At 27.7% G+C, this 23,359-nt stretch carries 21 protein-coding genes and 1 tRNA gene; 12 read left to right on the top strand and 10 right to left on the bottom strand.

What is annotated here, in order from left to right; all coding sequences use genetic code 11:
* The first annotated feature begins 33 nt into the window (after positions 1-33).
* Genes ACZ5RS_RS04510 through ACZ5RS_RS04500 form a run of 3 tightly spaced genes read left to right on the top strand, consistent with a single transcriptional unit; the run spans position 34 to position 2,037 of the window.
* Positions 34-801 carry an energy-coupling factor ABC transporter ATP-binding protein gene (locus ACZ5RS_RS04510; protein ID WP_464637889.1) on the top strand — a complete coding sequence of 256 codons (768 nt, stop codon included), beginning with the start codon at positions 34-36 and terminating at the stop codon, positions 799-801.
* Entirely contained in the window at positions 786-1,499 is a 714-nt protein-coding gene (locus ACZ5RS_RS04505; RefSeq protein ID WP_464637887.1) for an energy-coupling factor transporter transmembrane component T family protein, read from the top strand. Before ACZ5RS_RS04510 ends, ACZ5RS_RS04505 begins: the two co-directional genes overlap by 16 nt.
* Positions 1,489-2,037, top strand: a complete 549-nt coding sequence (locus tag ACZ5RS_RS04500) for a 5-formyltetrahydrofolate cyclo-ligase (protein WP_464637885.1) — start codon at positions 1,489-1,491, stop codon at positions 2,035-2,037. Before ACZ5RS_RS04505 ends, ACZ5RS_RS04500 begins: the two co-directional genes overlap by 11 nt.
* Here ACZ5RS_RS04500 and ACZ5RS_RS04495 read toward each other — a convergent pair.
* The 4 genes from ACZ5RS_RS04495 to ACZ5RS_RS04480 form a co-directional block, all read right to left on the bottom strand.
* Positions 2,030-2,635, bottom strand: a complete 606-nt coding sequence (locus tag ACZ5RS_RS04495; protein WP_464637883.1) for a hypothetical protein — start codon at positions 2,633-2,635, stop codon at positions 2,030-2,032. The two genes, ACZ5RS_RS04500 and ACZ5RS_RS04495, sit on opposite strands and share 8 nt — an antisense overlap.
* Before the next feature lie 125 nt (positions 2,636-2,760).
* Positions 2,761-3,249, bottom strand: coding sequence for a PTS sugar transporter subunit IIA (locus tag ACZ5RS_RS04490; RefSeq protein ID WP_464637881.1), 489 nt, complete (start codon positions 3,247-3,249; stop codon positions 2,761-2,763).
* Between the two features lie 100 nt (positions 3,250-3,349).
* The gene (gene gltA, locus ACZ5RS_RS04485) at positions 3,350-4,834 is read right to left on the bottom strand and encodes an NADPH-dependent glutamate synthase (protein WP_464637879.1); all 1,485 of its coding nucleotides are present in this window, start codon (positions 4,832-4,834) and stop codon (positions 3,350-3,352) included.
* Between the two features lie 2 nt (positions 4,835-4,836).
* Positions 4,837-5,685, bottom strand: coding sequence for a sulfide/dihydroorotate dehydrogenase-like FAD/NAD-binding protein (locus ACZ5RS_RS04480; RefSeq protein ID WP_464637877.1), 849 nt, complete (start codon positions 5,683-5,685; stop codon positions 4,837-4,839).
* 137 nt (positions 5,686-5,822) lie between these two features.
* On the opposite strand from ACZ5RS_RS04480, the gene ACZ5RS_RS04475 reads away from it, so the two are divergent.
* On the top strand, positions 5,823-6,170 hold the full coding sequence (locus ACZ5RS_RS04475; RefSeq protein WP_464637875.1) for a cupin domain-containing protein: 348 nt from the start codon (positions 5,823-5,825) through the stop codon (positions 6,168-6,170).
* Positions 6,171-6,393: 223 nt separating this feature from the next.
* Here the strand turns inward: ACZ5RS_RS04475 and ACZ5RS_RS04470 are convergent, their stop codons facing one another.
* Positions 6,394-6,798, bottom strand: coding sequence for an Hsp20/alpha crystallin family protein (locus ACZ5RS_RS04470; protein WP_464637873.1), 405 nt, complete (start codon positions 6,796-6,798; stop codon positions 6,394-6,396).
* Positions 6,799-7,094: 296 nt separating this feature from the next.
* On the bottom strand, positions 7,095-7,790 hold the full coding sequence (locus ACZ5RS_RS04465) for a Crp/Fnr family transcriptional regulator (protein ID WP_464637871.1): 696 nt from the start codon (positions 7,788-7,790) through the stop codon (positions 7,095-7,097).
* Positions 7,791-7,933: 143 nt separating this feature from the next.
* Between ACZ5RS_RS04465 and ACZ5RS_RS04460 the strand changes: the two genes are divergently transcribed.
* Both ACZ5RS_RS04460 and ACZ5RS_RS04455 read left to right on the top strand, forming a co-directional pair.
* Positions 7,934-11,917 carry an acyl-CoA dehydratase activase gene (locus tag ACZ5RS_RS04460; protein WP_464637869.1) on the top strand — a complete coding sequence of 1,328 codons (3,984 nt, stop codon included), beginning with the start codon at positions 7,934-7,936 and terminating at the stop codon, positions 11,915-11,917.
* Between the two features lie 11 nt (positions 11,918-11,928).
* A complete protein-coding gene (locus ACZ5RS_RS04455; RefSeq protein ID WP_464637867.1) occupies positions 11,929-12,540 on the top strand; it encodes a class I SAM-dependent methyltransferase in 612 nt (203 codons plus the stop codon).
* A 59-nt stretch (positions 12,541-12,599) separates the two neighbouring features.
* On the opposite strand, the gene ACZ5RS_RS04450 is transcribed toward ACZ5RS_RS04455, so the two are convergent.
* Positions 12,600-12,998, bottom strand: coding sequence for an Hsp20/alpha crystallin family protein (locus ACZ5RS_RS04450; RefSeq protein WP_464637865.1), 399 nt, complete (start codon positions 12,996-12,998; stop codon positions 12,600-12,602).
* Positions 12,999-13,426: 428 nt separating this feature from the next.
* On the opposite strand from ACZ5RS_RS04450, the gene ACZ5RS_RS04445 reads away from it, so the two are divergent.
* Both ACZ5RS_RS04445 and ACZ5RS_RS04440 read left to right on the top strand, forming a co-directional pair.
* Positions 13,427-13,499 (top strand) — tRNA-Met (locus ACZ5RS_RS04445).
* A 5-nt stretch (positions 13,500-13,504) separates the two neighbouring features.
* Positions 13,505-15,232 (top strand): DUF1846 domain-containing protein, encoded by a 1,728-nt coding sequence (locus ACZ5RS_RS04440; protein ID WP_464637863.1) that lies wholly within the window; start codon positions 13,505-13,507, stop codon positions 15,230-15,232.
* 33 nt (positions 15,233-15,265) lie between these two features.
* Here ACZ5RS_RS04440 and ACZ5RS_RS04435 read toward each other — a convergent pair whose 3' ends face one another.
* The gene (locus tag ACZ5RS_RS04435; protein ID WP_464637861.1) at positions 15,266-18,754 is read right to left on the bottom strand and encodes an ATP-binding protein; all 3,489 of its coding nucleotides are present in this window, start codon (positions 18,752-18,754) and stop codon (positions 15,266-15,268) included.
* 205 nt (positions 18,755-18,959) lie between these two features.
* On the opposite strand from ACZ5RS_RS04435, the gene ACZ5RS_RS04430 reads away from it, so the two are divergent.
* Complete coding sequence (locus ACZ5RS_RS04430) at positions 18,960-19,682, top strand: DNA alkylation repair protein (protein WP_464637859.1); 723 nt, start codon at positions 18,960-18,962, stop codon at positions 19,680-19,682.
* Here the strand turns inward: ACZ5RS_RS04430 and ACZ5RS_RS04425 are convergent.
* The gene (locus ACZ5RS_RS04425; RefSeq protein ID WP_464637857.1) at positions 19,674-20,357 is read right to left on the bottom strand and encodes a YjjG family noncanonical pyrimidine nucleotidase; all 684 of its coding nucleotides are present in this window, start codon (positions 20,355-20,357) and stop codon (positions 19,674-19,676) included. The two genes, ACZ5RS_RS04430 and ACZ5RS_RS04425, sit on opposite strands and share 9 nt — an antisense overlap.
* 174 nt (positions 20,358-20,531) lie before the next feature.
* On the opposite strand from ACZ5RS_RS04425, the gene trxA reads away from it, so the two are divergent.
* A complete protein-coding gene (gene trxA, locus ACZ5RS_RS04420) occupies positions 20,532-20,846 on the top strand; it encodes a thioredoxin (protein WP_464637855.1) in 315 nt (104 codons plus the stop codon).
* Here the strand turns inward: trxA and ACZ5RS_RS04415 are convergent.
* Complete coding sequence (locus ACZ5RS_RS04415) at positions 20,843-21,490, bottom strand: Crp/Fnr family transcriptional regulator (protein ID WP_464637853.1); 648 nt, start codon at positions 21,488-21,490, stop codon at positions 20,843-20,845. The genes trxA and ACZ5RS_RS04415 overlap by 4 nt on opposite strands.
* A 76-nt stretch (positions 21,491-21,566) precedes the next feature.
* Between ACZ5RS_RS04415 and ACZ5RS_RS04410 the strand changes: the two genes are divergently transcribed.
* Positions 21,567-21,968 (top strand): NUDIX hydrolase, encoded by a 402-nt coding sequence (locus tag ACZ5RS_RS04410; RefSeq protein WP_464637851.1) that lies wholly within the window; start codon positions 21,567-21,569, stop codon positions 21,966-21,968.
* Positions 21,969-22,053: 85 nt separating this feature from the next.
* A complete protein-coding gene (gene trpB, locus ACZ5RS_RS04405) occupies positions 22,054-23,349 on the top strand; it encodes a tryptophan synthase subunit beta (RefSeq protein WP_464637849.1) in 1,296 nt (431 codons plus the stop codon).
* Positions 23,350-23,359 lie beyond the last annotated feature (10 nt).

Genomic DNA, 23,359 nt, shown 5'->3' with positions numbered 1-23,359 from the left:
TACATTAATTTTCTTACCTTGTAATATCAAAACATGAAACAGACAATTCTAGAAATAAAAGATTTAAACTTTTCTTTTTCTAAGGAAAAACAAATATTAAAAAATATAAACTTCTCAATTGAAAAAGGCTCTTTATGTATTATTGCAGGAAAAAATGGTTCAGGTAAATCTGTACTATTAAAATGTATAAAAGGCTTATTAAATCCTCAAAGTGGCTCCATTATTATAAAAGGAGAAGAGGTAGCTAAAAATAAAATTGAAAGAAGAAGGAAAATCGGATTAGTATTCCAAGATGCTGATAGTCAAATAGTTGGTCAAACAGTAGAAAAAGATATACTTTTTGGAATGGAAAATCTTGAATTAGATGAAAAAACAAAAAAAGAAAGATTACAAAATGTTACTCAACTTTTATCATTAGAAAATAAACTAAAATCTAGACCTAGAGAATTAAGTGGTGGAGAAAAAAGAAGATTAGCTATTGCTGGAATTCTAGCAATGGATCCAGATATTATATTCCTTGATGAACCTTTTGCTAATTTGGATTATCCTGGTGTTACTCAAGTATTAAAGACGCTATTAACTTTACAAGAAAAAGGTCATTCTATAATAATTGTAAGTCACGAAATTGATAAAATTGCAGCGCATTCTCAAAAAATAATTCTTTTAAGAAATGGCGAAGTCGTAAAGGATGATACTAGTGAGAATGTTTTACCTCTATTAAAAGATAATGGAGTTTATGTACCTTCTAAAAATGATAATGAATTAGTTCCCCTAGAGGAGTTATCATGGCTCAAGCACTAATTTTCCATTATAGAGATTCAAATACTTTTCTAAACAAAACTAATCCCTTTATAAAATTACTTTCATTGTTATTGCTTTGTACAACCTTAGTGAAAGCAAATATTTATGGAACTTTAATAATTTTAATTGCAACATTTATATTAATGATAATAACTAAACTGCCAATTATAAAATATGGTAAAGAATTGACTTTCTTTATAATAATATCTTTATTTATAGCTATAACATCTATTTTTAGCGATAAAACTATAATTGAGACTATCAATAGTGTTTTAAAATTTGACACAGCAATTCTAATGAGTTTTTTATTAGCTGATTCAAGTGATCCTAGTGATATTGCTAGATCTCTTGGAAAAACATTAAATCATATACCTTTTGTAAATGGTTGGAAATTTTCTAGCCAAATTGAATTAACACTTATGTGCTTACCTTTGATCTTTGAAGTATCACAATCAATTGGTGATGCTAGAAGTTCAAGATTAGAAAACATTAAAAAGCACCCTTTAAAATATATTGCAAATTATAGTATTTCCTTATTAGATAACTTACTATATAGAATTGATGAAATAGCTTATGCTTTAGACAGTAGAGGATATAATCATTCTATTGAAAGAGATTCAATAAAATATAAATTTTCTGATTTTGTTTTTCTATTTTCAGTATTAATATTAATTGGAGCTACATTTTATGTTGGATAAAAAAAAATTTAGAGAAAAAGTTTATAAAATTAATAAAGAATATAAAGATTTTGATTTTTCAAAAGAGGATCAAATTATTATTGATAAAGTAATATCTTCAAAGCTATTTATTGAAGCTCAAGCGATTCTGCTTTATTACCCTATAAAGAATGAAGTTAATACAATTAATCTAATAAATTATTGTCTTGAAAATAATAAAGCTGTTGCACTTGCTAAAACCTTTAATGAAACTATTGAGTTTGTATATATAAATAAAAACTGGCAAGAACAACTCATTAATGGCTTATATCATACAGTTGAGCCAAAGGATAATAATTTAATCAAAGACTATCCACAAAAGACTTTAGCAATAGTTCCTTCCTTAGCCCTAGGTAAAAACAATTCAAGATTAGGTCATGGTAAAGGTTATTATGACAAATTCTTTAGCAAATACAAAAATATAAAAAAATTAGGAATATGTAGAAACCATCTATTATTCGAAAGTGTTCCAACTGATAAAAATGATATTTTCTTAGACTTAATTATTACTTCTAACTAGCTGTTATTGAAAAGTTAATTAAAGCACCATATTGTCCAGCAGGAGCATTTTCTTTTTCAGACCAAAGGAACCAAATTAAGAAATTTGAATCATTAATACTTGCTCCAGGTTCAACAGAATATACATAACTGACAGGAGTTGATGATAAATCCTGGAAAATATTAGAATTATAAAAATCTAAAACAGAAGAGCCTACCAATATTTTACTTGTTGGTGAATATAAAGTTTCTGTGTGTAATTGAATATCAACATCTAATGGAGAACCAACTAATACTCCTGAAGTATCTTTTGATTTAAAACCATCAGTAGAAACAGTTAAATTAAATAAAATATTTGAACTATTCATATATGAAGAATAACCAATATAAACATAAACGGGCATTGTCTGAGAAGTCCGATTAGTAGTGAAGTTATAATTATCCATTATTGCAACAGCACCACCATTTTCTTCTACTATAGTTGAATTAACTTCTAACACAATTGCTGGAGGAAGATCTTCACCTAAATGCCCATTAATCAAAACATTAGCATTATTTGAGGCAAAAATGCCATTAAAAGTTAATAAAAACATGGAAATTAATAATAATATCTTTTTCATAGCTACCTCCGGATTAATTTATGTCATTAGTTTAGTTAAATAATAACAAACACCACAGATAAAAGCAAGATGTGCAACTAAATAATAATAAAATTCATTAAATTTATTGTAAGATATGACAAATGTTATGTATTTATACAATTAAAATCTTGCTTAACTAAATCAGTTAAAAAATCAATACTTAATTCTGGTTTGAAATTTGGTTCAAAAATTTTCATAACTTCATCCTTTATTTCCAAATTTCTAACACCTCTTAAAATTACAGCTAAAGCCTTTAAATAATTAATTTGATGAAAAGGAGTTGAAGCAATAACAAATAAAATATGGACAGGTTTCCCATCCTTTGCCTTAAAATCAATACCCTTTTGACTAATTCCTAAGCCAATTCTTAAATGGTCAATACAAGGCAATTTCCCATGAGCAACGGCTACACCATGGCCGATCCCCGTTGTTTCAATTATTTCTCTTCTGTGTACAGCTCTTCTAAAGCGTTCCTTATTATTATGAAGCCCATTAAAAACAGTACAGTTGTCTATTACCTCATCAATTGCAGCAAATTTTTCTGTTTCAGTAACTGGGCATACAGAATAACCATATAAAGAATCCATATTCATAGCCTATACTATATCCATCTTACAAATATAATGCAAGTAAAATATGAAGGGGGACTACTTTTAGAGCCCCCCATTGGTTATATAAACAGTTATTTATAAATTATTTAGCTAAATATTCATTAATAGCTTTAGCAGCTTTTCTACCTTGTCCCATAGCTAGAATAACAGTAGCAGCGCCTAAAACAATGTCTCCACCAGCAAAAACACCTTCAATAGAAGTTTCACAAGTTTCTTCATTTACAATGATATTACCACGTTTATTAACTTCTAAACCTTCAGTAGTTTGTTTTAATAATGGGTTTGAAGCATTACCAATTGAAACTACAACAGTATCAAAATCAACAATTTGTTCAGAACCTTCGATTTCTACAGGACGTCTTCTACCTGAAGCATCTGGTTCACCAAGTTCACAAGTAACAACTTTTACACCAATTACTTCACCCTTTTCATTACCAACAATTTCATGTGGTTGGTGAAGTAGCATAAAGTTAATACCTTCTTCCTTAGCGTGTTCAACTTCTTCCTTACGTGCAGGAAGTTCATCTTCACTTCTTCTATAAATAATTGTAACGTCTTTTGCGCCTAATCTTTTTGCGGTTCTTGCAGCATCCATAGCAACGTTACCACCACCAAAAATAGCAACTTTTTCACTATGGAATAATGGAGTTAAACTATGTTTTTGATCATAAGCTTTCATTAAGTTACTTCTAGTAAGATATTCGTTTGCACTGAATACACCAATAAGGTTTTCACCAGGAATATTTAAGAATTTTGGAAGACCAGCACCAGCACCAATAAATACAGCATCAAAATTATCTTTTTCTAGTAAATCATCTAAAGTTCTAGTTTTACCAACTAAGAAGTTTTTATTAATTTCAATACCCATGTCAGCAAGGCTATTAATTTCTTTTTCAACTAGTTTTTTAGGTAATCTGAATTCAGGAATACCATAAACTAATACACCACCTGCTTTATGTAATGCTTCATACATAACAACTTCATGGCCTTCTTTTCTTACATCTGCAGCAGCTGCAACAGAAGCAGGACCACTACCAACAATTGCTACTCTTTTATTTGTTGTTGCTTTTACTTCTGGAACTATATCTTGGCTATTTTCTCTAGAGTAATCAGCTACAAATCTTTCAATTCTACCAATTGCAACACTTTGACCAATATTTTTCTTCATTTTACCAACAGTACAATACTTTTGACATTGATTTTCTTGAGGACAAACACGACCACAAATTGAAGGTAACAATGAACTTTCTTTAATTTTTGCATTAGCACCAGCAAAATCACCTTGAGCAGCTTTTTTAATAAAAGCTGGAATATCAATACCTACAGGACAACCTTGAACACAAGGTTTGTTTTTACACTGTAAACATCTCATTGCTTCAACTTTTACTTGATTTTCAGTATATCCTAAAGCAACTTCTTCCATGTTAGTAATTCTAACAGCTGGATCTTGCGCTGGCATTTCTTGTAGAGGGATAGTCGCTCTTTCTTTAATAGTTATTTCGTTATCATTAAATTTAGCAAGAATTTCTTTTGCTTGCATATCTAATTCTTCTTTACTAATATGCATTCTTAAGCTTCCCCTTCTTTAATATCTAAACCAATATGGCATCTATGATGATTATTTTTTTCTTGAGGTTTGTAAGTACCTAATCTCATCAACATATTATCCCAATCAACTTTATGTCCATCAAATTCGGGACCATCTACACAAACAAATTTTGTTTCACCACCGATACTTACTCTACATCCGCCACACATACCTGTACCATCAATCATAATAGTATTTAAAGATACAATAGTATGAACATTATATGGTTTAGTTGTTAAAGCACAGAATTTCATCATAATAGGAGGACCGATTGCAACAACTAAATCAGGTTTCCAGTTTTCACATAATTCTTTTAATGGTTCTGTTACTAAAGCTTTTTTACCTTCTGAACCATCATCAGTTGTTAAAATTAATTCATCAGCAATTGCACTCATTTCTTCTTTCATAACAAAAAGATCTTTTGTTCGTGCACCCATGATAATTTTAACTTCATTACCTAATTCTTTTAATGCTTTTGCAATTGGATGTAATGGAGCAGTACCGATACCACCACCAACACAAACAACTTTTCCATATTTACCAATTTTTGTTGGAGTTCCCAATGGGCCTAGTAAATTCTCAATATACTCACCTTCATTTAACATAGCTAAATGGTGAGTAGATTCTCCAACAGCTTGGAAAATTAACGTAATAGTTCCTTTCTCCGCATCTGCATCTGCAATAGTAAGAGGAATTCTTTCATTATAGTCTCCACCTAGCTGTAGAATAATGAATTGTCCTGGTTTTCGAGCTTCAGCAATTCGGGGAGCGTGAACAATCATCTTAAAGACTTCTGCAGATAATTTTTCCTTATAAAGTATTTCATTCATTTTTTTTAACTCCTGTCCGCAGACATAATACACATAATAGAAATTTTAATAAATACTTAATTATCGATTTTTCCCTTTTTTTATGTACTCTAGAATATTATATGCTTTTTATGATAATTTATATATGGAGGAAAAATATGGTAATAAGAAACGAAAACCAAAAAACCGATGTAAAAGTCAAAATGAGAGGAGGGGACGGTCAAGTTGTATTAAAAAACATTATTGAAGGAAATGAACTTAGTCATAGTCGCCTTTTTTCAAAAATAACCTTAAAGAAAGGTTGTTCTATTGGGACCCATACACACCTTCAAGAAACTGAATACTACTATATTTTAGAGGGAGAAGGCGTTGTAACTGAAAATTCAGTAACAACAACTGTAAAACCTGGTGATGTAGTAGTTACAGGAGATCAACAATCCCATTCAATCATTAATAATGGCGATGAAGATTTAGTTTTCATAGCTCTTATCTTATTAAATGATTAAACTTGAGCTGGAAGGTTCCTTTGGGAACCATCCGCTCACGGCTTAGTCTTCTAAAAAAACAACAATTTCAAATAAAATCCACTTTACTACATTAATATACCATATAGTCATATTAATGAATTTTAAACGTTATAACAAATTTTAAAAAAATTAAGATATTTTTTAGCAAAGAAAATGGCCGGCAATTTACACTGCCAGCCAAAACCACATCAATTTATTTTTACTATTGGGTTAAAATCTCAATTGTTTTTGGAGCCAATTTTTTAGATTTTGGTAATTTAATATTTAAAATACCATTATTAAATGTTGCACTAATTGCTTGTTCATCGACATCCTTTGGTAAAGAAAATGTTCTTTTGAATTTCTTCTTAGCATTAGTTTCTTTAACCAAATAATTTACACTCTCTGCTTCTTTATCTAAGGCTTTATTATATTCTTCACTTGTAGATAATGTTAAAGCATTATTATCGATCTTTACATCTACATCGTCATTTTTGTAACCAGGCAATTCTACATCAATGTAGTAGCCATCTTCCATCTCATAAACATCTACAGGTGGAACCCTTAGAGATGCATTATTAAAAGCATCAAAGAAATCATCAAATAGTGAATTAAAGTTTGTATACATATTATTTGTCCTCCTTGACATATATTATTTATCATTTATTTTTTATACAAATAACATTGCAACAAGCGTGCCAAAAAATCATAAAAAACAAATAAATAATTTTAATTACTTACACATAAAGAAATTAAATAAACACACCGCTTTAAAAGCAACAATTTAGAATTACTTGAATATAAACAATATGGGTCATATCGAATAATCAAGGCAAAGTACATAACAAAACAGTGTCAAAATGACACAATGATAATTTTAGTTATATTTTTTTTGAGCAATTTAGACACTAAAAAATATAATCACTAATAAGATATGATACTATTTAGTTTTTCCATATTATTAATTATTATTTTTCGCTTATCAAAAGTTAAGATTCTTTCTCTTTCAAGACTTTTTAACTCTCTTGATAATGAAGTTCTAGAAACATTTAAAAACTCAGCCCAATCTTTTTTTGAAAAAGGTAATTCTACTATATTTGAAGAAGTTTTAATTTTCTCATCAAATTGTAAAGCATGTATTAAATATCCTGCTATTTTTTCTTTAATAGAATTTAAAGATAAAAGACCTATCTTATATTCAAACATTAATGAGTAATTACTTAATATTTCTATAAAATTATACATAAGCTTACGATCTATTAAAAAAAGCTTTAACAAATCTAATTTAGGTATATATAGAATCTTTGAAGCCTTGCAGGAAATTACAATATTAGTAGAATATTCATATTTTGAAAAAATTGAATTGGCTCCTATTAAATCACCAACCTGTCTTCTTTCTATTAGAATCATCTTTCCAGTTGGAAAAACTTTTTCTATATTTACGGCTCCTAATAAAATAATACCTATGTTATCTGCCTTATTTGCAGGAGATAATATTATATCCTTTTCTTCATAGTCTTTTATCTTATAATTAATTTTCAAAAGTATACTTTCTATCTCTTTTTCATCTTTTTCTGAAAAAACTTTACACTTTTTTAATATATTTATTAACTCTTTCAATTTGGTATACTCCCATAAAAAAATAAGAAAAAGTATCTACAGATACTAATTATATAAAATAATTGTGCTATAAAGCATTCAAAATGTAAATATTACAAATTAGTAAATTGATTATTATCTATTTATTAATTGCGGAGGAAAAAATGTATAGCATAGGCATAGATATCGGATATTCAGCAGTAAAAACAATACTAATAAATGAAGAAAATTCTATTATATTTAGTAAATATAAAATGCACAAAGGCAAAATTAAAGAAACTCTACTAAATATCATCAAAGAAATCACAACATTATATAATACAAAAGATATAGAATTTGGTGCTGTCACAGGAAGTGGAAGCAGATACTTAGAAAAAGAAAATTTTATAGAATATATAAATGATGTAACAGCCGTAGTTGAAGGGGCAAGCCTTCAAACACAAAAAATAGGATCCATTATTGATATAGGTGGAGAAAGTGCAAAATTTATCTCAGGTATAAATTTCAAAGGAAAATCCAATATTGAAATATCAATGAATTCAAACTGTTCTTCTGGAACTGGATCTTTTTTAGAAGAACAAATGTCTAGATTAAATCTAGATATATCTGATTATTCCCAATTGATAAAAAAAGCAAAAACTATACCTAGAATTGCAGGAAGATGTAGTGTTTTTGCAAAAACTGATATTACTCATCATCAACAAGAAGGTGTTGCTGTCGAAGATATTTTACTCGGTCTAGCATATTCTCTTATTAGAAACTTTAAAGGAACAGTAATCAAAAAAAATCCAATAACAAGACCAATTTTATTCACAGGAGGAGTGGCTTTTAACCAAGGCATAATAAATGCAATAAATGATATTCTAAACTTAAAAGAAGGAGAATTAATATTACCTTCTAATCTAGGTTGTTCTGGGGCCTTAGGCACAGCACTGATAGCAAAGAAAAAGAAACTATCAATAGATATTACTCAAATAATTAATATAACAAAAACAGCAACACCCCCTATTCTTGAATCGACACTTCCTCAGTTAAAACCTTTTGGTAATGGCGATAGTCTAAACAAGCATATTTGCAAAAAAATTGATAAAACAAAAATAACAGATTGCTATCTTGGTATTGATATAGGTTCTACAAGTACAAATCTAGTCTTGATAAATAAAAATGAGGAAATTATTGATTATCAATACTTAAGAACTTTAGGAAAGCCCTTAAATGCTGTAATTAAAGGGTTAAAGGACATAAAAGATAAATATGAAAACTCTCTAAATATAATTGGAGTCGGAACAACCGGCTCTGGAAGATACATGATTGGAGAAGAAATCGGAGCTGATGTTATAAAAGATGAGATTACATCTCAAGCTCGAGCTGCAGTCAAAATAGATAAAAATGTAGATACAATTTTTGAAATTGGCGGCCAAGATTCAAAATTTATCAGTATACAAAATGGCTCAGTTGTTGATTTCCAAATGAATAAAATCTGTGCTGCAGGAACAGGGTCTTTTATTGAAGAACAAGCAAAGAAATTTAATATCCCAATTAATAATTTTGGAGAGATTGCTCTTAATAGCACAAACCCAATTAACCTAGGAGAAAGGTGTACCGTATTTATTGAAAGTTCTATTGCGGCTTGTTTGTCTAGTGGCGCACAATTAAATAATATTGTATCAGGATTATGCTACTCCATTGTTAAGAATTATATTGATAGAGTTGTTGGTCAAAAAAAGATTGGTAACAAAATTTTTTTCCAAGGTGGTGTCGCCTATAATCAAGGAGTTATAAATGCTTTTAGAGAAATTACAAAAAAAGAAATTATTGTTCCAAAATTTTTTAGTGTCACAGGAGCCTATGGGGTAGCTATTTTAGCAAAAGAGGAAATTAAGACTAAATCTAAATTTAAAGGTTTAGAAATTAATAAAACACTTATAGAAATTAACTATATTAAAAATAAGAAAGGACAAAATGAAAGCCAATTTGATCAAGATGTTAAGACTTTAATCTTTTCTGATTATAATCCTAATAACAATGATCCTAAAAAAAAGACTGTCGGAATACCAAGAGCTTTATTTACTTATGGAATGTTCTCAATGTTTAATACTTTTTTCCAAGAATTAGGCTTAAATGTAATACTATCTGATCCAACAAATGAAAAAACAATAGCATTAGGACAACAATATGCTATGGAAGAAACTTGTTATCCTATAAAACTAATAACAGGACATGTAGCTCAATTAATGCAAAAAAAAGTAGATTATATTTTCTTCCCTGATTTAGTTACAATAGATCATCCTGGTTCAGAAACTAGAAAAAATTATGGATGTGCTTTTATGCAATTAGCTTTTAAAGTAATGAACAGAGCTATGGATTTAGATAAAAAAGGAATTCAATTATTATCACCAACTATGGCAGTTCATTTAGGCCCAAACAAAATGATGGAAAGTTTCTTTAAAATAGGATTACAAATAAACAAAAGCAAAATAGAAATCCAACAAGCTTTACAAAAAGGAATGAAAGCTGCAGAAAATTTTGAAAAAATAATTGAAAATCATAGCAAAAAGTTAATGAAGAGCTTAAAACCAAATGAAAAGGCTTTTGTAATTATTTCCAAGATTTATGGAGTTGCAGATCCTATGTTAAACATGAACATTCCTGACAAACTTATTAATATGGGGTACAAAGTTTTTCCTTTCTATGATTTACCAGAAGGAGATATATCAAAAGAACATCCAAACATGTATTGGCCATTCGGACAACATATACTTGAACCATCATTACTTGCTGAAAAACACCCTAATCTTTATCCTATTTTATTAACACATCATGGATGTGGTCCTGATTCTGTATTATCACATTTCTTTAAAGAAGGTATGAAAAATAAACCTTATTTACATATAGAAATTGATGAACATTCATCTGATGTAGGAATTATTACTAGAGTTGAAGCTTTTATAAATAGCATAAAAAATATAAAAATTGAAAATGCTGAAAATATAAATTATTATCTAAAAAAAATTGAACATAAAGCTACCTATATAAATACCAAAATTGATGATATTGATAATAATAAAAAAATATTTATACCTAATATATATCCATACTCAAAATTAATTGAACCTATCTTATCAAACAAGGGATATGATATTAAAATTATAGATTCAACTTCAACTGAATCAATTGAAATTGGTAGAAAATATACAATGACTGAAGAGTATTTTTCTTTAACAGCACTACTTGGTAATGTTTTTAATTCTTTTAATAAGTTGAAAGAAAAAGATTATAAAAACACTTCCTTATTTGTTTTACAAAATGAAGGCGCTGAAACTAACGGGCAATATAGTAGATTATTAAGAACAAAATTAGATGAAGAAGGATTTAAAAACATAGAAATAATATCACCATATTTAGAAGATATTTTATTTGTTAATGCTAATTTTTTCAACAAACTATCTTTATGTATTTTGGCTGGGGACTTAATTTTATGTGCTCCAAGAGAATCTAGAAACTCATACTTAAATATAATATTAGAATTCTTAAATAATGATTTATTAAGTATTGAACATTTAAAGACAATAGCTAAATCAATAAAAAATGAATTAGAGCAAAAAACTTACAAGAAAAATATTTTAGTTATTGGGGAAGTCCCCATTTTATTTGATGATATATTAAATAATAATACCTTTAAAATTCTAGAAGAAAAAAATTATAAAATAGTTTACAGTCCTTTAAGTGAAATATTATTAATGTTTTGGAAAGATTATATAAATCAGAACATAAATAAAAATAATTCAAAATTAAATCACAGCCTTAAAGAATTTGAATCATATATCAATATTCTTTCTTCTAGTTTAAGTCTTTGGAGTCCTTTCGAAAAAAATATAAAGACTTTAATAAAAAAAGCAGATAATACAATCGGATACTTTTCAGGATCAAATGGCAGATATCGTCAAGCTAAACAATTAACTGATTCAAAAATAATTGATGGAATAATTACAGCAACCTCAATGTATGAAAACACAGCAATTGTACTTAGTATGCTTCAAAAAAGCTTCAAAGATAAAGCATCAAAACCTATTCTAAATCTTACTTTTGATGGCAACAAAAATGAAAATGATCAAATGAAAGTTGATGCTTTTATATACTATTTATAAAGGAGAATCAGATGAATAAAGAAATTTTATGTAAAAACGAACACAATTGCCATAAAAATCACAAGAAATATGGACCAAGTAGTTTTGCAATGCATAACTATAAAAACATATTTAATAAATTAAACTTAAAGGAAAACGAAATTTTTTTAGATTTAGGTTGTGGTGCTGGTGATTACTCAATATATGCTAGCAATTTATTAAAAGATAAAGGGAAAATTTATTCAATAGATAATAATCAATCAATTATAAATAATTTTTCAAATAGAATTAAAGAGCAGAAAATTAATAATATTGAAATTATTAACTCCGACATAAAGCAAAAAATTGATTTAGCTGATAATACTATTGATATTTGTTTAGTTGCAACGGTTTTACACTCAACCAATTATGAAAAGTCCAAAAATATAATTTTTTCAGAAATAGTTAGAGTAATGAAAAATAACGGTAGACTAGCAATAATTGAATGCAAAAAAAAGAATACAAATTTTGGACCACCTATAGAAAATAGAATTTCAGAAAATAATCTTATAAAAGATCTTGAAAATTTTGGTTTCATAAAAATTGACTATTTAGATTTAGAAACAAATTATTTTATCCTTTTCAAACTTAATAAAAATTTATAATACAAAAAAAGAGCTGGATACTAGTCCAGCTCTTAGGGGGAGTTATATATAATTTTTAATTAGCTGTTAATAGCTACATTAATCTTTTTTGGTACAACTTCTTCTTTTTTAGGAAGAGTGATATGTAAAATACCATCTTTAAAAGTTGCTGCAATCTTTTCTTCTTCAATATCAGAACCTATTGATAACGTTCTTTCAAATTCCTTGCATACTCTTTCACGAATAATATATCTCTTATTATCGCTATTGCAATTTTCATATTTACTAGAAATTCTTAAAACATGTTTCTCTAGTTTTATATCCATATCATCTAATTTGAACCCAGGAAGTTCAACTTCAACTAAATAACTATCTTTTGTTTCAATTATATCCAAAGGAGGATATTTACTTTGCATATTTGACCAGTTAGTCCATGCACCATTTAAAATTGGGTTTGTATCATTTAAATAAAATCTCATTATTTTGCCTCCAATAATTATTCTATCTTTATCTTTTCTATTTATTTATGTTCATTAATATGTAAGCAATTTCCGTGCCAAAATCTAAATCTATTAAGTCAAATGCTTACTACAAAAAGAATTATTTTAATATAATAAAATATAAAAAATATTTCTTATTTAATTCATACTATTTTTAGTATTAAAAGACTCTAAAATTGAATCATTTTGACACAGATTAAAAAATACTCGCTTTTTTTAGGTAATTTCGACACAAATCAGAATAAAAATTTGATAAATAATGGCAAAACGAAACTATAACAGTATTTTTTTAGGATTTTGAAATTTTTCTTTTAATTTTTTTCTGTATTATTTATCATAATTTATTATTTTCCACAAAGTCCTTGACATTTATTATAAAACACTGTAGTTTCTCTATAGTTATTCGTCGCGAGGTGGAGAAGCAGGTATCTCGACGGGCTCATAACCCGTAGGTCGCAAGTTCGAGTCTTGCCCTCGCTATAAAAATGATGAATTATAGGACTAGTAAGTATACAAAGGTAACTACTAGATCAGCAGTTCCTATACATCGAAGTTTTGGCAACTCGTTTAGCACCATCTGGGTAGCAAGTGGGTTGCCTTCATTTTTTTTATCTTCTTTATTATTTTTCTATAAAAAAATTAATTTAATCAAAATAAAATATTTACAACTCAAAATATATTTTTTACAATTAGATTCCATGATGAAAAAAGGTTTTGATAATCAAAGATATTTAGAAAAGCAAACAGAAGCTATTCTAGATAGAATGAAAAAGTTTCATGGCAAGCTTTATTTAGAATGTGGCGGAAAACTCATGTATGACTATCATGCATCAAGAGTTCTTCCTGGATTTAATCCGAATGTAAAAATTGAAGTCTTCAAAAAATTAAAAGACAAGATTGATGTTATTATTTGTATTTACGCTGGGGATATTGAAAGGAAAAAAATTCGTGGCGATTTTGGTATAACTTATGATGTTGATACTTTAAAAATGATTGATGATTTCAGCGAATATGGATTAAGAGTTAAAGCTGTAGTAATTACTAGATATGAAGAACAACCAGCTGCTACCCAATTTAAACAGTTGTTAGAAAGAAGAGGAATTGCTGTTTATACTCATAAAAAGACAAAAGGATACCCTACTCAAACTGATTTAATTGTAAGTGAAGAAGGTTATGGTGCAAACTCTTACATTGAAACAGATAGAGATATAGTTATTGTAACTGCTCCTGGACCTGGAAGTGGAAAATTAGCAACATGTCTTTCTCAATTATATCATGATTATAAGAAAGGACTTCAATCTGGATATGCAAAATTCGAAACTTTCCCTGTATGGGATTTGCCTCTAAACCATTTGACTAATGTAGCTTATGAAGCAGCAACTGCAGATTTAGGGGATATTAATAGAGTTGACCATTTCCACCTTGAGGCTTATGGAGAAACGGCTATTAACTATAATAGAGATTTAGATGCTTTCCCGCTCTTAAAGAGAATTGTTGAAAAGATTATAGGTGCTCAATCTTTTTATAAATCTCCAACAGATATGGGTGTAAATAGAATCTCTCAAGGAATTATTGATAATCAAATTTGTGAAGAAGCCTCAAAGCAAGAAATAATTAGAAGATATTTTAGGACCTCTTGTGAATATGCAATGGGTTTTGGAACTCAAGAAGCAGTTGATAAAATTATTTTACTTTTAGAAGACTATAATATTAAAACAACAGATAGAATTGTTGTTAATTTTTCAGAAAAAATGAGACAAAAAGGGATTGAGCAAAAGAAAGGAAATAATGGTATAGTTGTTGCTTCTGCACTAGAATTACCTACGTCTGAAGTCGTTTACGGACTCAATTCTCCTCTACTTCACTCTTCTTCTGCTTTGATTTTAAATGCAATTAAAACATTAGCAAAAATCCCTGATGAAATTGATTTAATTCCTAAATCAATTGTCTCATCTATTACTAAAATGAAACAAGAATTACTTGGAAATAAAAATATCAGTTTAGATGTTGATGAAGTATTAATTGCTTTAGCCGTATCTGCTGCAACAAACCCCGCTGCAGAGGCAGGAATGAATCAATTAAAAAATCTAAAAGGTACTGATGCTCATTTAACACACATTCCAACAAATGGAGATGAAGCAGGATTAAGAAAGCTAGGAATAAATGTTACTAGCGCACCAAAATATGCATCTAAACAATTATTCAATAACTAAAAAATTAAGGGCTAAATTTTAGCCCTTATATTTTCATGAAATATTTTTATTTACTGTAAACTTTCTAACTTCAGAAATTAATTTATTCATTTCTATTGGTTTAGCTATATGTGAATTCATGCCACATGATAAGCATTTTCTAACATCTTCTACGAAAGCATTTGCTGTCATAGCAATAATGGGAATAGATTTTGCATCATCTCTATCTAAATCTCTAATGATTTTTACTGCTTCATATCCATCAACTTTTGGCATTTGAATATCCATAAATATTATATCGTAATAATTAATAGAAGATCTTTTAAACAAGTCTATTCCTTCTTGACCATCTTTTGCATTAATTACTTTAGCTCCCACATTAACCAACATTTTTTTTGCAACTAATGCATTTATAGGATGATCTTCAACTAAAAGAACTTTTAAATTTTCTAAAACATTACTTGAATATTTTTGTTGTTGTAAATTCTCGCTTTCTATAATTTTCTTTTCAAATCTAATAATTGGAAGTTCAACATTAAAAGCAGTTCCAACTTTTAATTTACTCTCAACAGTAATTTTACCACCAATAGAATCAACTAAACCTTTAGTAATTGATAAACCTAAACCAGTTCCCTCTATTCCACCTTTAGCAGCATTTCCTGTTCTATAAAAAGACTCAAATATTTTTGAAAGATTTTCTTCATCTATACCTTGTCCTGAATCTTTAACAGAAATAGTTAAAACATTATTATCAAAAACATCAATTTTATGATCAGTAATATCAATAAACACAAAGCCCTTATTAGGAGTAAATTTAATTGCATTATTTACAATATTTTCTATAATCCTATTAATTGATAAGGCATCTCCTAAGAAACAAGGATTATTAACTCTATTCTTTAAAACTAAATTAATATCTTTTTTTTCAGCAATTGGCTTAATTCTTTCCATAAGTTTTATAATTAAATTATCAAAATTTAAAGGCTCATTTTTTATCTTATGTTTGCCACTTTCTATCGCACTCATTTCTAAGATTTCATTAATTAATGATAATAAATGAAGTGAAGAATCCTTTATAACTCTAAAACTTTGTGCGATTTGCTTTTCATCTTTTAAATCTGATAGTGCAATATTTGTCATACCTATTATTGCATTTATAGGTGTTCTAATATCATGACTCATAGCTGATAAGAAAGTACTTTTTGCTTTATTTGCTTGATTTGCTAAATCAAGAGCATTAGTTAATGCATCTGCTTTCTTTTTATCGGCATGAGTTAATGCAGTAATATCTGAACAAGCTATAATAATTGATTCATCAATATCATCTAATTTATATAGATTATATTTCTTTCTAACATTCTTACCATTTTCTTCATACTCAATATAATTTTCATATAAATTTCTATTTATTAAGTTTGCTCTTAAAGTATTTAAATATTCTTCTTCAGAAGGAATTCTTAAATTACCTCTATCAAACATAAAGGAAATTAACTCATTTAAATTATAAGTATATCGATTTTTTCCTTTTTGAGGTGCATATTTTGGATTTGCAACCATATTACATTGTTTTGAATTCAAATTTATACGAACTATAAAATCAAAATGGTTATTTACAACATAATCTAGAATTTGATTTACATGTATATCGTCAGTTGCATCTTTAATATTATGGAATGCTAAAATATCATTATTAATTGGATTTTTTAATAAAGAAAAAGATTTTTTTACCCAAAGTCTTTTACCATTAAATAAATAACTTACTAAATAATTATAACTAGTTTTTCCTTCTCTATAGCAATTTAAAAGATAATCAACATTCATATATGTTTCGTCATTTTTCTTATTATAGTTACCAATTCTACATTCTTTAGAAAAATTATATAATTGTTCAGCATTTTTAAATTGACTATAGTTGATATCACCTCTAGAAGAAATAATTTTTTCAATTGAATTATGAGTTAAGTTTATAATAAAGGAAACAAGATTAACTGAAGCTTCATATTCAAATTGTTCTGATAAGTTAATAAATTTCTTCATAGAAACCATATCTTCAGATATATTTTGAATTGTAATTAAGATTTTAATTGGTTCATCTTTTTCATTTATTAAATTATTTATTAATTTACACCATTTATATGGACCATCTTTTTTTAATCTCATTCGTACACAAAAGATTCTATTTGGAGAGCCTACAATTATTTTATTTATTTCATTAAAAAAGATATTTCTATCTTGAGGGTGAATAAAAGAAGTTTTTTTCATAACTGAATCAAAATTGACAATCAAGTTTGATTTTAATTCAAAACTTTTTTTAAAATGATTATCAACAATGAGAGAATCTTTTTCAACAATATAAGTCCAACAAATAGCATTCAAACTTCTAATAGATAAATCTAATCTTTTTGTATTTTCTGACATTGATTTTAAGATTCTTCTATTTGCAGTTAAATCTGTTATAATTTTTATTCTTACATAACCACCTAGCCACTCTACTATTTTTTCTTTAATTTCATAATACAAACCAGAGGCAACTTTCTTTTCAAAAACCATCTCTTTAATTTCATTATCAAAATTATAATTATCAATCAGTTCTTCATTATTAACAATAAATGATTTCAAATCAGGATTTTTATCTAGAACATGCTTTGCAGTATTATTAATAAATATTATCTCATTAGATTTATCTTGAATTACAACAATTCCAAGACTCATATAATTCAATACATCCTTATGTAATTTTACTTCATAATTTTTACCTAAGATTAAGACATTTAAAATTTTATTACCTTTATAATCATTCACTGTCTTAAAGGTTAAATAAATAGCATTGATATCACCTTTTTTATTAATTATTTCTAAAGTAGTTGAATATGGTCTGTCTAATGAGCTTGCTTTATGAACTTCTTCATTAATATATTTTCTTTTATTTTTAGGAAATATATCTAGAATTCTTGAATAAAATATTTCGGAAAATTCATTATTAGTATAACCAAAAAAAGCTGGTAATTTATATGAAAAAGATAAAGGATAAATTTTTGAGCCATCTATCTTAAAACAGCAATAGCCCCCATCAATAGAATTAATTAAATTCTCTCTTTCTATATCTACTTTTTCATTAATTTCAAAAATATCATATAATTCATTATTGATTGTATCTACTTGTTTATCTGCTGAAATTTCTTGAAGCTTTTCAATATATATTTTAACAATTTCTATTTTATTATTTTTTGTTTTGCAAGTAATATTTATTGGAATTTTATAAAGATTTCTCAAATATAATTCTATAGAAACTACTCCACAATATTCATCAATTTTAAAAGCTTTGACATTTAATACTTGATACCCATTAAATTTTTTCTCATTAAACAAATACTCTAAAATTACATCTGAATTTTCAATTGTCATTCCACTTTCTTCATCTGATAATAAACACCCCTTTGATAGATACTTATTATTTTTACTAATATCTTTTAGAATAAAACAATTACTAATAAATTCAATGCATATTGATTTTAAAGCTTCAACCCCTATAACCTTTTGCATTTTTTTCCCCAAATATACTAACTAAGTCTTTCCCTATATGGGAAATAGTATAACCTTTTATATTTAAGAATGCAAATTAATATCTACCATTTTATTCAATTGTTATAATTATTATATTATTTAAAAAAAGATCAAAATATTATAACTTTAAGCCCCTTATTTTAGCTAAATATCTTTGGTATAATAATTTAAAAAAGAGGATTATATGAAACAAAAATTATTAAAAGCAGAACTATTAAACTTTTCAAATAAAAATAATTCTAAGTTCGCAAATAAACTAAAAATAAATGATGAATATGCAATATTAGGATTAAAAACACAAATCATAAAGAACATTGCAAAAAATATTTATGTTAATGAAAAAGAAAACCATGTTAAAGATTTTTTATCCTATAAAGAACCTTTATTCTATGAGGAAGTTAGTACAACTTATTTCTATTTTTCTCTCTTAGCAAAAGATTTAGATTTTGATACCTTTATAAAGATGTTAAATGATTTATTAAAATATAATAATAGCTGGGCTACAAATGATACTTTAGCTTTAGCTATAAAGCCAAATAAAAAAATCATAGATTTATATTTTAACTATTTGAAAGAAAAAATTACTTCCTCTAATCCTTGGGATATTCGTTTTGCCACAGTTAGTTTAATGAAAAGTTATCTAGAAGATAATTACATAGATCAGACCTTAGAGATATTAAGTAAAATTAATAATCAAGAATACTATGTTGAAATGGCTTTAGGTTGGGCTTTTGCAACAGCCTTAGCTAAACAAAGAGATAAAACATATCCTTATTTATTTGAGAAAAAGATAAATCCTCGTGTAAATAAAAAAGCAATTCAAAAATCCATAGAAAGTCTAAGGATTTCTGAATCTGATAAAATTAAGCTAAAACAACTCAGAGAAGAAGTAAAACTTCTAATCTAATAAAGTAATTAGAGCTTTAAGATTTTCAAGTATAAAGGTAGGTTTATATTCCTTTGGTAAAGCACTATTATCTATATTTAACCAAGCAGAATCAATATTTGAGTTCATAGCTCCAAGGATATCACTTTCTAAGCGATCTCCTATAACCAAACATTCCTCTTTTTTTGCTTTAATTGAGAATAATACTTTATCAAAATATTCAATATCTGGTTTTTGACAACCCATTTCTCCACTAACAAAAACATTGGAAAAATATTTTTCAATATCTGTAGCTCTTAATCTACCGTACTGAGCTTCAACCAAACCATTTGTAATCATTTCTAGTTTAAAACCTTTCTCTTTTAGTTTGGCTAAAACATAATGAGTATCTTCAATCAAATGTGTTTGACTAGATAATATAGCTGTAAAATCTTTCTCCATATTTATAGGATCAATATTTAAATTATAATACTTTATAAAGTTCTCAAATCTTAAAATTCTAAGTCTGTCTTGAGAGAGTGTTCCCTCTTCATATGCTTTCCAACAAGCTTTGTTGATTTCATGATAATTTTTCATTAAATCAGGATAGACTTCAAAATTATATTTTTCACCTAACTTATGAAAAGTATCATACTCACCTTGTGTAAAATCAAATAAAGTGTTATCAGCATCAAATAATAAATGTTTATATTTCATAAATTTAATGTATAATAAAAACGTAGATTTGTAAAAGCCCGGGTTTTTATTTAAGCAAATTTACTATTGGGTGACTTAATCACAAACAAAAAAAGATTATATTGCTATATTATGGGTATAAAATAAATTAAATAATAAAAATAATATTTGCAATAAAATATGTAGGAGAGAAAAATGATCAGACACACTACAAGTGAAACTTTCGAAAAAGATGTATTACAATCAGATGTTCCTGTATTAGTAGACTTTTGGGCAGCATGGTGTGGCCCTTGTAGAATGCAAGGTTCTATCTTAGAAGATTTCCAAAACAAAATCAGCGAAAAAGAAGCTAGAATTTGCAAAGTAAATGTAGATGAACATCCTGCTTTAGCACAACAATTTGGAGTAATGAGTATTCCTACTCTAATTGTATTTGAAAATGGTAAAATCAAAAGCCAAGTTGCTGGTGTAAACCAAGAACCTGGATTAAGAAGGATGTTAGGCCTCTAGGCTGATAAATCATACAAGGCAGAGTAATCAATTATGGACACCCTCCCTCTGCCTTGAATTATCCAACCTTCATTTTGAAAATATTTTAACATTCTAGAGATAACTTCTCTAGCAGTACCCAAATCCCGGGCAATTTCATCGTGTGTTATTGATAAATCATCACACTGTGTTATTGCTCTTTGTTCAATTAGATATGAAGCTACTCTTCTATCCATGCTGCTAAATGCGACTTGTTCTAAAGTCCACATAACATCAGATAATCTTGCAGCCATAACAGAATTTGTAAAAGTTGTTACTTCAGGGTATTTATCTTCTAAACTATGATACATACTACTATTTATAGTAACTAAAGTAGTTTCAACTTCAGCTTTAACATGGACTTCAAAACTTATATTTCTAATTCCACAACTACCAGATAAAACACAAACTTCCCCTTCTAACAAACGATATAGGGTGATTTCTTTTCCACTTTCATTAACTATATATACTCTTAATCTTCCAGAAAGAACACATAAGATACCAGAACATCTAGGTAACATTGTGCCTTTCTCAAAAGTTTTTGAAGATACTCTATCTAGGACTAGTTTATCACTAGTTCTTAATTTATTATAAAAAGGTAAAATTTTCGATAATTTAGATTCCATACTATTATAATAATTTGAACTAAATAAAAAGGAAAGGGAATTATAATTTTTTTAATAAATTTGAGGTAAAAGATATATGAAAAACTGTAAAGGTGCAGCAATTTTAATTTATAGAATCAATAATAATAAAATTGAAGTACTATTAGGGAAAAGGAAATACTTTCCAAATATAGGATATTGGGGAATCCCTGGTGGAAAAATGGAAGAAAAAGATAATAATGACTTTGAAAAAACTGCAATCAGAGAATGTGAAGAAGAAACTGGAATAAAAGTTAATTCAAAATTAATTATATTAGATGAGATTCGAGATAATAAATTTATTTGGAATACTTATATGTGTGAAGTCCCTTATTCTATTAACAATATATTTAAAGAAGAAGTCTTAGAATCAGCTTGGTTTGATGTAAATAATCTTCCTATGCCTTTAATTGATCTACTAGAAGACCAAATAAGTAGAGCAGTAAAAAAAATTTCATAAAAAGCTTGACAACTTGTTTCTGTTTATAGTAACATTCGTGTAACAATTAAGTTTCTACAAACAGAAACATATAGGAGCAATAATAATGACTAATTTAATTACTAAAGGTATTAATACAGAAAATCAACCTAACAATGATGGGTTTTTTGGTGAATATGGTGGTTCTTTTATCCCTGAAGACTTACAAAAAGTAATGGATAATGTTACTCAACAGTATAAAAAAGCTATTGAAGACCCTTCTTTTTTAGAAGAATATGAATATCTTTTAAAACATTATGTTGGTCGTCCATCTCCAATCTATCATGCAAAAAGATTAAGTGAAGCAATTGGTGGAGCTCAAATTTATTTAAAAAGAGAAGATTTAAACCATACTGGTGCTCATAAAATTAATCACTGTGTAGGTGAGGCTTTACTAGCTAAAAGAATGGGTTATAAAAAAATTATTGCTGAAACAGGAGCTGGACAACATGGAGTTGCTTTAGCAACTGCAGCTGCTTTATTAGGCCTTGAATGTGATATTTATATGGGTGAAATTGATGTAAAAAAAGAAGCTCCAAATGTTACAAGAATGAAAATTCTAGGCGCAAAAGTTGTTTCTGTTACTCAAGGTACTAAAACATTAAAAGATGCAGTTGATGCATGTTTTGAAGCATATCTAAAAGATCCAATTAATCAATTATATTGTATTGGTTCAGTTGTTGGTCCTCATCCTTTCCCAATGATGGTAAGAGACTTCCAATCAGTTGTGGGAAGAGAAGCTAGGACACAAATGCTTGAATTAACTGGTAAATTACCTGATGAAGTTATTGCATGTGTTGGTGGTGGATCTAATGCTGCTGGTATTTTTAGTGGGTTCTTAAAAGATGAAGAGGTTAAAATTCATGGAGTTGAACCTGCTGGTAGAGGTATTGATACACCTGATCATGCTGCTTCAATTACTAAAGGAACAAAGGGCATGATTCATGGATTTAAATGTTATGTTCTTCAAGATGAACAAGGTTCTCCTCTTCCTGTTTATTCAATTGCTAGTGGATTAGATTATCCAGGTGTTGGTCCTCAACACTGTTATTTAAAAGATATCAATAGAGTTGAATATCACTATGCTAATGATAGAGAAGCTGTTGAAGCATTCTATGGCTTATCAAGAATGGAAGGAATTATTCCAGCCCTAGAATCATCACATGCAGTAGCATATGCAATAAAAAGAGCAAAAGAATTAGATAAAGATGTTAATTTATTAGTAAATCTTTCTGGTCGTGGAGATAAAGATATTGATTTTGTAATTGAAAATTATCCCCTTGTAGATTATGAACCTAGTAAAGATTTACAAAGTGGTTATGAAAAATTCATGTCTGCTATACATGAGAAATCGGCAAAATAAGAAATAATAC

Source organism: Pleomorphochaeta caudata (genome assembly GCF_055395745.1).
Note: the sequence above shows the minus strand (reverse complement) of the source record. Positions and strands in the feature narration are given on the sequence as shown.